The sequence below is a fragment of the Lacicoccus kunmingensis DSM 17847 genome (assembly GCF_059568765.1).
The window spans coordinates 79,560-90,351 of the sequence record NZ_JCANUC010000004.1 but is presented as its reverse complement, the minus strand read 5'-3'; the positions used below and the strand labels follow the sequence as shown (position 1 = coordinate 90,351).

Below are 10,792 nucleotides of genomic sequence, written 5' to 3'. Positions count from 1 at the left end.
AGATAGCTATGAATCAATCAATCAGAGACACTTTGTACAGGTTAAAAGAGAAGTACGAATTTGAAATCATTGCTTTGACTGACACTACCAACAGTCGCAGGAATTTCACGTTTAAATGGAAATATGTCTTTGGCAGTGAAAATCAGCGATGGAAGCGGATGGAACTTAGAAAAGGAGCCGGATTGCCCGGCTTGGTATTGAAAACCGGTAAATCGCTGGTCATTCAGGATGTCAGTAAGATATATGATGAGGAAGGGCTTTTGCGTTATCCCATCCTATACTTTGAAAAAGTGAAATCCTTTGTTGCAATGCCAATCTGGAGTGATGATGAACTAGTTGTAGGGGTACTTGTTTTAGGCAATAGAAAACCAAGTCAGATCAGCGAATCGAAGTATGAATCATTAAAAACGGATGTGGAAGAAACATTACGCATAGAAATATTAAAAGAGATGATGGCTATATGAAAATACAGGACTTAACATCGCTCTTGAAAGCGATGTTTCATCAATCGAAAGAGATGATTATATTCGTAGACAGACATGGCGAAATTGTCTATATGAATGAAGAAGCACAAACTACATTAGACGAACGAGATTATGACCGCAATCAATTTGTTAATATTTGCGGTCATTGTTTAGGTGTGGGCAATAACGGCAGTTACGACTGCAGTAACTGTTTTCTGTTGTCCAAGGAAAAACTGACATTTCAAGTCTATATGCGCACCCGCAGCGGGGAAAAGGTCGCATATGTTGCGAATTTCCAGCAGATCGACCATGAAAACAACATCAGCGTTTTCACTTTGAACCCTTTATCGGAACTTATGAAACAACAGGAGTTTGAACATCAGAAACTGTTGACCCAAAGGATCATCCAGGCACAGGAGAATGAAAGAAAAAGAATTTCAAGGGATTTACATGACGGCGTCACTCAGGAGCTGTTGAATCTGCTGCTTGAAATGCGATTGTTCAAATATACTTTGGACCGTGAAGAATTAGATGAAAGAATAAAAAATTCCGAGGACACACTCAGCTACCTGCTGGACTATGTTCGGAATATCTCAGTGGAACTGAGACCGGCGAGCCTTGATGATCTGGGTATTGAAGCTGCATTGAAAACACACTTTAAATGGACTGAAAAACAGTACGGGATACTGGTTAATTTTGACACGAATCTTAAACGGCAAAGATATCAGCCCGAGATAGAGACCGTAGTCTACCGTGTGATACAGGAAGCGGTATTCAATGCTGCCAAATACTCAGACAGTGATGAAGTATCAGTCAAACTCCAGGAAGTAGTATCATTTAATGCCGTGCACATTCATTTTGAAATTAAAGATGAAGGCAATGGCTTTATTATGGAGGATGATCCCAAAGGCTCTGGTCTCGGTTTATTTGGCATGCAGGAAAGAATAAGCAGTGTCGAGGGGACGTTGAACATCAACAGCGAGCCGGGCATCGGCACTAAAGTTGAAGGGTTTATCCCCGTAGAGGAGAGTATTGTATGAGATTAGTAATTGCGGATGACCATGCCGTTGTAAGAACCGGTTTTACGATGCTGCTCAACTACCAGGAGGATATGGAAGTGGTCGGTACTGCAGCGGACGGAACCCAGGCTTTTGACAAAGTGAAAGAACTCTCACCCGATGTCCTTCTGCTTGATTTAAGCATGCCGCCGGGCGAATCCGGACTTTTTGCAGCGAGTAAAATACATGAGGTATTCCCTGATGTTAAGATTTTGATACTCACGATGTACGATGATGAAGAATATATCACACATACGTTCAGAAGCGGGGCACTTGGATATATTTTGAAAAACTCGCCCGATGATGAACTGATACGTGCAATAAGAACGGTGGCGAGAGGCGACAGGTATATAGATCCGGTATTGATGAATGATTCTTTTGAAAAGTTTTTGAACAGTGATGAGACATTGGAGCATGATAAAGAACCGTTTAACATATTGACTCAGAGAGAGCTCGAAATACTGCCGCTTGTAGCGAGAGGTTACGGCAATAAAGACATTGCCGAAATGCTGTATATTTCAGTGAAAACCGTGGAAGCGCATAAGTCCAGAATTATGGATAAACTCGATTTGTCATCAAGGCCGGAATTAGTGGAATATGCTGTTAAAAAGAAACTTTTCGATATTTAATGATAGGTGATGGATATTCATGAAGACAAATGAATTTAAATATAAAGTTAAGGCACTTCGTGTATTGGAAAATGAACACCATTATATCAGGCATTTGATGAATGAATGGTTTCAATTCGTATTGAAATTTGAAAATGATGATGTATACAGTCGTCTCGAAGGTATGATGGCAATCAAGGAAATCAGGGAAAAGCTGAAAACATTCAGGGTACCTTTGAAAAAGCATCAGGAAAAAGAAGAGAAGTATTTCTTCCCGATGCTCGGGGTTTATATCGGCTATGAACAAGGTCCGATTTTATCCATAGAAGAAGAGCACGCAGAAATTGATGCTTATATCGATCATTTCCTTCATCATTCCGAGCAGGTATCGACAGATATGGATATCAGCACGATGCACGATATGGTCGGAGATGTTATGGAAGCTTATGAAGTTTTGATGGTACATATGGTTAAAGAAGAGGCCGTTCTGTTTGATATGGCCGAAAAGATGCTTAAGGAAATTGATGAAGAAGTTTTACTGGAACAAGTGAATACATTAATTGTAGAATAACCTGGTTTATATAGGGATTTCCCTCTTTCAACGCTTTCTGATTCGTTTTATAATAATATTGTAAATAAAATCACAAACTAGTGAGGTTGATCGTATGTCAGAGACTATGGGAAAAAAGCAATTATTTCTTCAAACATTCAGTTTATTGGTTGGATTTATGGTGTGGACACTGCTTGCACCGTTATTTCCGGAAATTGTGAAAGACATTCCTGAAGCGGCTTCGCAACAGGCATTAATCATCGCTTTACCGACGATACTGGGCTCTATTTTGAGGATACCGTTCAGTATTATGACGAATAAAATTGGAGCAAGGTTAGTCTATTTGGCGAGCTTTATCTTTTTACTGATTCCAGTCTTTTATTTAAGTATGGCGACAACGACGACAGATTTAATTATCGCTGCAGTATTTTTAGGTATCGGGGGAGCGACGTTCAGTATTGGTGTAACCGCTCTGCCTAAATACTATGAAAAGAATAAGCATGGTTTCGTAAACGGTGTATACGGTATGGGTAACATCGGTACAGCGGTAACAAGCTTCGGTGCGCCTGTACTTGCAGGTATGCTCGGCGGCTGGCAGGCAGCTGTACAGACTTATCTGATTATCCTTGCATTGTTTGCACTTCTTCAGTTCTTCCTGGGAGATAAAGGTGAGAAGAAAGTCAATCTTCCGCTGGGTAAGCAGTTTAAAGAAGCAATGTCGGATTACAGGTTCTACTTCCTGAACTATTGGTATTTCATCACTTTCGGTGTGTTCGTTGCATTCGGTATTTTTCTGCCGAACTATCTGGTGACATTCTTTGAACTGTCGACAGCGGATGCCGGATTCAGAACAGCGGGGTTCATAGTGATAGCAACATTGCTCAGACCGGTTGGCGGTATGCTCGGTGATAAATTCGATCCGATAACAATGGTGATGATTTCATTTGTCGGTCTGACACTTTCAGGTCTGCTGCTGTCATTTACTTATGAAAGCCTGATCATGTTCACAATCGGTTGTTTATTGACATCGGTATTCGCAGGTATCGGAAACGGACTTGTATTTAAGTTCGTACCGATGTACTTCTCGCAGCAGTCAGGAATCGCAAACGGTTTTGTAGCCATGATGGGCGGACTCGGCGGATTTTTCCCGCCGCTTGTGATGCAGTCGACTTTCGAAGCGACAGGCACATATATGCTTGCATTCCATCTTCTGACGGGTGCCTGCGTGATCGCTTTGTTTACAATGCTCTACTTGCGTAGTAAAGTTAAGGCAAATAGTATTTAGAGAGTGAATATAATGAATCGTTATTCAAGACAGACTTTATTCAATAAAATAGGCAGTGAAGGACAGCGCCTCATCCAATCCCGTACGGTACTCATCGTCGGGGTGGGGGCGCTTGGTTCGCTTTCAGGCGAAATGCTTGCGAGAGCTGGTGTCAAAAAGATTATTCTGATCGACCGGGATTATGTGGAAATGTCCAATCTGCAAAGACAGACATTGTACACTGAAGACGATGCTGATAATAAAGTTCCCAAAGTCATCGCAGCGAAACAACGCCTTGAAAATATCAGGAGCGATATGGAAATAGAAACACATATTGCCCACGCCGATGCCATTTTGATGGAGTCGCTCGCAAAAGAGGCGGATATCATTTTGGACGGCACGGATAATTTTGATACACGGATGCTCATCAATGACGTGGCATTCAAGCTGGACAAGCCGTGGGTGAATGCAGCATGTGTGGAAGCGTCATATTCCAGTTGCGGCTTTGTACCAGGTCAGACGCCGTGCTACAGATGCATGGTCCCTGTGCTGCCGACAACGACTTTGACATGCGACACTGTCGGTGTGATTTCTCCGGCAGTGCATATGGCGGTCTCAGAGCAGGTCACAACAGCATTCAAAATTATGACCGGACAGTTTGAAGCGCCGTATTATATGCGTATGGGCAATACATGGGATATGGATCACATGAAGTTCAAGATTGACGGTATGGTTGATGCGGAATGCCCGACATGCGGGACACATGAATTCCCTGAACTCAAAGAGGGAAGCGGCGGCCAGATGTCAATGCGTCTATGCGGCAGGGATACTGTCCAGTATATAGATGAGCGCCTGACGAAGGACACTGTAGTGAAAGCTCTTGCGACACGCGATATACCCATGAATGAAACGCCGTATTTTGTAGAATTCAAATATGATGACTATCGCATAGTAAGTTTCAATAACGGCCGTCTATTAATCCATGGCGCAGATCAGACGAATAAAGCGAGAACGATAGTGAATCAATTATTCGGATAGGAGAATATACATGAGCATAGTTGAAAGAATTGACCGTGATATTAATGTTGCAGTAATAACTGTAAGTGATACAAGAACTGTAGAAACTGACAAAGGCGGCAAGTTGGTGCAGGAGTATCTGGCCGATATCAACACTGTGGTTGATGAAGACAATTACAAAATCATCAAAGATGATACAGCCTCGATTACAAAAGCTGTTTCCGCCATGCTGGATAAAGGTGTCGATGCGGTAATTACGACAGGCGGGACAGGCATTGCACAAAGAGATGTGACGATTGAAGCCGTCAGACCATTTTTCGATAAAGAAATTGAGGGTTTCGGAGAAATTTTCCGTATGCTGAGTTACACAAAAGACATCGGCTCTAGAAGTATTCTTTCAAGAGCGGTCGCAGGCACGCATGCCAATCAGGTCATCATTTCGATGCCGGGTTCGAGCGGTGCAGTCAAGCTGGCAATGGAAAAACTCGTCGTTCCTGAACTGAACCACCTCGTGTTCGAAGTGACAAAAGAAGATTGATATATGGAAAACTCCCGGAATACATCTTGCCGGGAGTTTTTTATTTTGTCCCGAGAGCGGCGTTGAGATGCCGCACTGTTTAAGGCTGAGTGAACACTTGGAGGACATTTGTGTGCAGATAGACCGGAATTTGTCCCTGGCTGAACGTTTTTGGACGTTTGCTGTGAAGACAAGCTGGAAATTGTCGCCGGCTGCACATTTCGAGGTGGGAAACGTTTAGATAGAAACGAAATCGGTGCTGACTGAACAGCTGCATCGTATTTTAATAATAATAAAAGCCGACAGTTGCTCATTCAGCGCTGAAAATCGCATCAAGCGAGCAGAAAAATAAAAAATCTGCTCACTCAGAGATAAAAAGCACTCCGGGTGAGCAGGGGTATACACATGTTCTGTTATTCGGCTGTATAGTCTCCGGATTTGCCGCCGGATTTGGATACGAGTTTGGTTTCGTGAATGATCATGCTTTTATCGAGTGCCTTGCACATGTCATAAACAGTGAGTGCTGCGGCGCTTGCGGCGGTGAGGGCTTCCATTTCGACGCCGGTCTGTCCTTTTGTCTTCACTTCCGTGATAATGTTCAAAAGGTATCCGGAGTGTGTATCCCAACTGAATGAAATATCAACACCGGACAGTGACAGCGGGTGGCACATCGGTATGATCTGATGTGTGTTTTTTGCGGCCATGATGCCGGCGATCTGGGCAACTGAAAGTACGTCGCCTTTTTTGATTTTATCTTCGGTTATTGCTTTATATATATCTTCAGTGACTTCTACCGAGCTCGATGCTCTTGCGATTCTCGTAGAAACCTCTTTATCAGAGACATCGACCATTTTAGCGCGGCCTTCTTCGTTAAAGTGAGTAAAATCTGTCATTCCAACCATCCTTTTTAATGTATAGGTCAGTTACTGCATACATAAGAACAGCACGTACGGCTTCTTACCATTTGTAACTTATGTTCAATATTATACGCATTTAGACATGAAAAAGATACGAAACACAATCAAGCACGCAGGGGGGAGGAGATTCTGTAATTACTGAAGCATGATGCCCCGGGTAAGGTATGAAAATCGTAATGGGATCAAGAACAGATGCCCGAGTCATCTTCCTGAATTAATTAATGTAAGAAAAAGCTCAACGGTGGGCGAGGCATTGGGAATCGGCCCTTTTTTAATGTAGAATGAGGGATGAAGGCTTAACGCCTGCCCGTATTGTAATCGAGTGAAATGATGTAAAGTACAATGATTTATAATGAAATTTTTCTGGAAAGTAGGAGAGTTAATGACTATAAATAGAAAACCGATACAAGTAAGTGATGCAGTAGGACGCGTTTTGGAAAATGTAACATTGACGGATACTGAAGTTGTTTCTTACCACGATGCGCACGGTCGTATTTTGGCAAATGATCTTGTCGCAACACATGATGTGCCTTTATTTACGAAGTCGGCGATGGACGGATTTGCAATCAGGGCGGCTGACTCTGAAGGGGCAAGCGGCGATAACCGGGTGCCGTTCAAAGTGGCTGAAGAGGTGCCTGCGGGTTCGACAAGTGATTATGAGCTGAAGGGAAACGAAGCGTTCAGAATCATGACAGGTGCAGAAATCCCTGTGAGTGCGGATACTGTGGTGATGTTTGAACAGGCGAAAGAAACTGATGAGGGCTTCACGGTCCGTAAAACTTTTAACCCGGGTGAAAACATTGCCGTGCAGGGAGAAGAGAGTTCCGAAGGTGATGTCATTTTAGAAAAAGGTGCACTCATCAATCCGGGAACTGTCGCTGTGCTGGCAACATTCGGCTACAGTGAAGTGGAAGTATATAAAAAACCGATCGTCGGTGTTTTATCGACGGGCAGCGAACTCCTCGATGTAGACGAAGCGCTGGTCCGCGGTAAAATCAGAAACTCAAATACACCGATGATTCTTGCACAGCTGAAAAGAGCGGGCATAGAAGGCAAGAGATACCACATGCAGAGTGATGACCTGTATACGCTGCATGACAATATGAAACAGATGCTCGAAGAGGTCGACATGATTATCACGACCGGCGGTGTATCTGTCGGAGATTACGATCTTCTGCCGAAAATTTACGAGAGACTCGGTGCGGAAGTGCTATTCAACAAAGTCGCGATGAGACCGGGAAGTGTGACGACAGTCAGCAAGCTTGGGGATAAATTCCTGTTCGGCTTAAGCGGCAACCCGTCTGCATGTTATTCAGGGTTTGAACTGTTCGTGCGTCCTGCCGTTCAGGCAGTGATGGGTTCTGAAAATGTGCATGCACCGTTTATCGATGCGACACTCGATGAAGATTTCACAAAACCGAATCCGTTCACACGTTTCATCCGTGCGGAAGTGCAGTATATCAATGGTGAGGTTTATGCAAAACCTGCCGGATTCAACAAGTCAAACGCGGTCACTTCCATCGCTAAAAGTAACGGTGTCATCGTAATGCCGGGCGGTACGCGAGGGTTTGAAAAAGGGGATGCGGTCAAAGTGATGATGACTGACGTCACTTCAAGTGCCGACCGTTTCGGAGTGGAATAGATGAAGATTCTGCAGATTACCGGTTTTAAAAACAGCGGCAAGACGACGACAGTCAACCGCATGATCAAATATCTTAAAGAGCAGGACCGCAAAGTGGCGGTCATTAAAAATCATCACCGTGACGATGTTCACGACTCGACGACTGATACCGGCAAATTTATAGAGAGCGGATCGGACTTCACAATGCTGAATACGCCGGGCACTGTGATGACTGTTGAAAATAAAGAGCCGGATCTTGAGAAGCAGATAGAAGACTATTCGAAGCTCGTGGATTTTATTTTAATAGAAGGTTATAAAGATGAAGATTATCCTAAAATTTTTATGGAGTATTCTTTCAAACACGGTCACACAAAGTTAAATAATATCGGTCTTCGGAATGTGTTAAAAACATTTGATATACGTTATGATGAAGAGACTATCATGACTTGGTTTAAAGAATGGAGTATAGATGAATGAAACAGTTTGAAGTAGTTGAAACACCACTTGAACCGATGGCGTATCACGATTTTGTCTTGAATGAGAAGCAGGGGGCCATCTGTACATTTACCGGGCATGTCCGGGAATGGACGAAAGGCACCCAGACGGTATATTTGGAATATGAAGCATATGTTCCGATGGCTGAAAAAATGCTCGCACAGATCGGCGGGGAAATTTCAGAACGCTGGCCGGGAGTGTTGACTTCTATCGGCCACCGTATCGGCAAACTCGATATATCCGACATCGCGGTAGTCATTGTTACGAGCTCGCCGCACAGAGCGGACAGCTACAGGGCGAATGAATATGCAGTCGAGCGTCTGAAGGAGGTTGTTCCGATATGGAAAAAAGAAATATGGTCTGATGGTGAAGAGTGGATCGGAGATTCCCGTCATTATCATTCCAGTATAGAGGAGAAATAACGATGAAAGTAATGCTTTTTGCCGGGTTGAAGGAAAAAGTGGGCAAGGACGTTATTGAATTGGACACAGACGGTTCAATGAAAGTGATAGATTTGAAAAATAAAATTTATGCAGACTATCCGGTTCTGGACGGCGAGGTCTTCCAGGTGGCGAGCAATGAGTCATTCGTCAAGGATGATCATACTGTATCAAGCGGAGATATGATTGCGCTTATACCGCCTGTGAGCGGCGGCTGATGAAAACAATCGGCATCGTGCTGGCGGGCGGTAAGTCCACCCGCTTCGGCGAACAGAAAAGTCTGTATGAATTGGGTGGTAAAAAGATGTATCAGCATGTTTACGATGTTTTGTCGGAATCCGGAGTATGTGATGATATAGTCATCAACACAAATGAGACACTTGAGCCGTACTTTGATTATGAGACGGTCATCGATGATGCGGACTATCCGGACTACGGGCCGCTCGGCGGGCTGTATGCGGCAGCGAAGGCCCACCCGGGAGACAGGCTCCTGGTGGTCTCATGCGACACACCGTTCATTACGGCGGAATGGCTGAAAAAGCTGTATGATTCGGCAGTGGCCAATCCAAATACTTTCATTGTCTCAGCGGAAGATGATAAAATGCATCCAACAATCAGTGTCTTCCAGGGGACTGATCTAATAGATGAATTGGAAGGGCAGCTCAAGTCAGAACGGTTGAGTTTCAAGGCGTTCTTCAATAATCAGAAGGTCAAAATGCTGGATGTGGCCGACACGGAAGAGCGCCCGGAAATATTCAGGAATATAAATTATAAAAGTGATATAGAATAAGGAGGGATGCTATGACTGAGCAGATTACAGATAAGTTTGGCAGGCCGATAAGAGACCTTCGCATCTCTGTAACGGATAAATGTAATTTCAGATGTCGCTATTGCATGCCTAAGGAGATATTTGGCGATGACTTTCAATTTATGAAGCAGGATGAATTGTTGTCCTTTGAAGAGATTGAGCGGATCGCAAAAATATATGCAAGCATGGGCGTTAAGAAATTAAGGATTACCGGTGGTGAGCCGTTACTCCGTAAAGATTTACACGAGTTAATAGCAATGTTGAATGATATAGAGGGTATTGAAGATATCGGACTGACGACGAACGGTCTGTTGTTGAAGAAACACGGCCAGAAGTTATACGATGCGGGCCTTCGCAGGCTGAACATCAGTCTGGATGCACTGGATGACGAACTGTTCGGCCAGATTAACGACAGAGGAATCGGTACATCGAGAATACTGGAACAGATTAAATATGCACAATCCATCGGTTTTGAAATCAAGGTGAACATGGTTGTCCAGAGAGGGCTGAACGAACACGAAATTGTACCGATGACGCGTTACTTCAAAGAGCTGGATGGTGTCACACTGCGTTTCATCGAGTTTATGGACGTCGGTAATGATAACGGCTGGAATTTCGATAAAGTGGTCACCAAAAAAGAGATTATGGAGATACTGGATAAAGAGTTCGACCTGGAACCGCGCTCTCCGAAATATTATGGTGAAGTGGCCAAAGTGTACCGCCATAAAGATGCGAAGTCTTACTTAGGATTCATTACGAGCGTGTCAGAGAGCTTCTGTTCTACATGTACACGTGCGAGGCTGTCATCAGATGGCAAATTCTACGGCTGTCTGTTTGCTGTCGAAGGGTTCGACATTAAAACATTGATGCGTGACGGTATAGATGATTCAGAGCTGCAGGATATTCTGGTCGGTGTGTGGAATAAGCGTGATGACCGTTATTCTGAAATCAGAACTGAAATCACTGAAGAAAGGCGCCAGGCGCGCAAGAAAATCAATATGAGTTATATTGGCGGATGAAACGTGAAGATTAC

Annotated in this window: 14 protein-coding genes; 13 read left to right on the top strand and 1 reads right to left on the bottom strand. The window is 43.8% G+C overall.

The window, feature by feature from the left end:
• Window positions 1-8 precede the first annotated feature (8 nt).
• From BO48_RS06060 to BO48_RS06030, 7 genes are all read left to right on the top strand, one after another.
• On the top strand, window positions 9-464 hold the full coding sequence (locus BO48_RS06060; protein WP_496366526.1) for a GAF domain-containing protein: 456 nt from the start codon (window positions 9-11) through the stop codon (window positions 462-464).
• Window positions 461-1,504 carry a sensor histidine kinase gene (locus tag BO48_RS06055; protein WP_496366525.1) on the top strand — a complete coding sequence of 348 codons (1,044 nt, stop codon included), beginning with the start codon at window positions 461-463 and terminating at the stop codon, window positions 1,502-1,504. Before BO48_RS06060 ends, BO48_RS06055 begins: the two co-directional genes overlap by 4 nt.
• Complete coding sequence (locus BO48_RS06050) at window positions 1,501-2,151, top strand: response regulator (RefSeq protein WP_496366524.1); 651 nt, start codon at window positions 1,501-1,503, stop codon at window positions 2,149-2,151. The genes BO48_RS06055 and BO48_RS06050 overlap by 4 nt, the downstream gene beginning before the upstream one ends.
• 19 nt (window positions 2,152-2,170) lie before the next feature.
• The gene (locus BO48_RS06045) at window positions 2,171-2,701 is read left to right on the top strand and encodes a hemerythrin domain-containing protein (protein WP_496366523.1); all 531 of its coding nucleotides are present in this window, start codon (window positions 2,171-2,173) and stop codon (window positions 2,699-2,701) included.
• A gap of 94 nt (window positions 2,702-2,795) precedes the next feature.
• Entirely contained in the window at window positions 2,796-3,965 is a 1,170-nt protein-coding gene (locus BO48_RS06040; protein WP_496366522.1) for a nitrate/nitrite transporter, read from the top strand.
• Between the two features lie 12 nt (window positions 3,966-3,977).
• Window positions 3,978-4,982 carry a ThiF family adenylyltransferase gene (locus BO48_RS06035; protein ID WP_496366520.1) on the top strand — a complete coding sequence of 335 codons (1,005 nt, stop codon included), beginning with the start codon at window positions 3,978-3,980 and terminating at the stop codon, window positions 4,980-4,982.
• 10 nt (window positions 4,983-4,992) lie between these two features.
• The gene (locus tag BO48_RS06030) at window positions 4,993-5,499 is read left to right on the top strand and encodes a MogA/MoaB family molybdenum cofactor biosynthesis protein (RefSeq protein WP_496366519.1); all 507 of its coding nucleotides are present in this window, start codon (window positions 4,993-4,995) and stop codon (window positions 5,497-5,499) included.
• Window positions 5,500-5,891: 392 nt separating this feature from the next.
• Here the strand turns inward: BO48_RS06030 and moaC are convergent, their stop codons facing one another.
• Window positions 5,892-6,371 carry a cyclic pyranopterin monophosphate synthase MoaC gene (moaC, locus tag BO48_RS06025; protein ID WP_496366518.1) on the bottom strand — a complete coding sequence of 160 codons (480 nt, stop codon included), beginning with the start codon at window positions 6,369-6,371 and terminating at the stop codon, window positions 5,892-5,894.
• 406 nt (window positions 6,372-6,777) lie between these two features.
• Here moaC and BO48_RS06020 point away from each other — a divergent pair, with 406 nt between their 5' ends.
• The 6 genes from BO48_RS06020 to moaA are packed head-to-tail and all read left to right on the top strand — an operon-like array spanning window position 6,778 to window position 10,778.
• Complete coding sequence (locus BO48_RS06020) at window positions 6,778-8,037, top strand: molybdopterin molybdotransferase MoeA (protein ID WP_496366517.1); 1,260 nt, start codon at window positions 6,778-6,780, stop codon at window positions 8,035-8,037.
• Window positions 8,038-8,493 carry a molybdopterin-guanine dinucleotide biosynthesis protein B gene (gene mobB, locus BO48_RS06015; RefSeq protein WP_496366516.1) on the top strand — a complete coding sequence of 152 codons (456 nt, stop codon included), beginning with the start codon at window positions 8,038-8,040 and terminating at the stop codon, window positions 8,491-8,493.
• On the top strand, window positions 8,490-8,933 hold the full coding sequence (locus BO48_RS06010; RefSeq protein ID WP_496366515.1) for a molybdenum cofactor biosynthesis protein MoaE: 444 nt from the start codon (window positions 8,490-8,492) through the stop codon (window positions 8,931-8,933). The genes mobB and BO48_RS06010 overlap by 4 nt, the downstream gene beginning before the upstream one ends.
• 2 nt (window positions 8,934-8,935) lie before the next feature.
• Window positions 8,936-9,169, top strand: coding sequence for a MoaD/ThiS family protein (locus tag BO48_RS06005; RefSeq protein WP_496366514.1), 234 nt, complete (start codon window positions 8,936-8,938; stop codon window positions 9,167-9,169).
• Window positions 9,169-9,741 carry a molybdenum cofactor guanylyltransferase gene (gene mobA / locus BO48_RS06000; RefSeq protein WP_496366513.1) on the top strand — a complete coding sequence of 191 codons (573 nt, stop codon included), beginning with the start codon at window positions 9,169-9,171 and terminating at the stop codon, window positions 9,739-9,741. The genes BO48_RS06005 and mobA overlap by 1 nt, the downstream gene beginning before the upstream one ends.
• 11 nt (window positions 9,742-9,752) lie before the next feature.
• Window positions 9,753-10,778: a GTP 3',8-cyclase MoaA gene (gene moaA, locus BO48_RS05995; protein WP_496366512.1), complete on the top strand. Its 1,026-nt coding sequence runs from the start codon at window positions 9,753-9,755 to the stop codon at window positions 10,776-10,778.
• The last annotated feature ends 14 nt before the right edge of the window (window positions 10,779-10,792 follow it).

Coding starts and splice junctions, on each gene's coding strand:
- BO48_RS06045 (WP_496366523.1), top strand. CDS start 2,171: ATGAAGACAAATGAATTTAAATATAAAGTTAAGGCACTTCGTGTATTG.
- moaC (WP_496366518.1), bottom strand. CDS start 6,371: ATGACAGATTTTACTCACTTTAACGAAGAAGGCCGCGCTAAAATGGTC.
- BO48_RS06020 (WP_496366517.1), top strand. CDS start 6,778: ATGACTATAAATAGAAAACCGATACAAGTAAGTGATGCAGTAGGACGC.
- mobB (WP_496366516.1), top strand. CDS start 8,038: ATGAAGATTCTGCAGATTACCGGTTTTAAAAACAGCGGCAAGACGACG.
- BO48_RS06035 (WP_496366520.1), top strand. CDS start 3,978: ATGAATCGTTATTCAAGACAGACTTTATTCAATAAAATAGGCAGTGAA.
- BO48_RS06055 (WP_496366525.1), top strand. CDS start 461: ATGAAAATACAGGACTTAACATCGCTCTTGAAAGCGATGTTTCATCAA.
- BO48_RS06030 (WP_496366519.1), top strand. CDS start 4,993: ATGAGCATAGTTGAAAGAATTGACCGTGATATTAATGTTGCAGTAATA.
- BO48_RS06010 (WP_496366515.1), top strand. CDS start 8,490: ATGAAACAGTTTGAAGTAGTTGAAACACCACTTGAACCGATGGCGTAT.
- BO48_RS06040 (WP_496366522.1), top strand. CDS start 2,796: ATGTCAGAGACTATGGGAAAAAAGCAATTATTTCTTCAAACATTCAGT.
- BO48_RS06005 (WP_496366514.1), top strand. CDS start 8,936: ATGAAAGTAATGCTTTTTGCCGGGTTGAAGGAAAAAGTGGGCAAGGAC.
- BO48_RS06050 (WP_496366524.1), top strand. CDS start 1,501: ATGAGATTAGTAATTGCGGATGACCATGCCGTTGTAAGAACCGGTTTT.
- moaA (WP_496366512.1), top strand. CDS start 9,753: ATGACTGAGCAGATTACAGATAAGTTTGGCAGGCCGATAAGAGACCTT.
- mobA (WP_496366513.1), top strand. CDS start 9,169: ATGAAAACAATCGGCATCGTGCTGGCGGGCGGTAAGTCCACCCGCTTC.
- BO48_RS06060 (WP_496366526.1), top strand. CDS start 9: ATGAATCAATCAATCAGAGACACTTTGTACAGGTTAAAAGAGAAGTAC.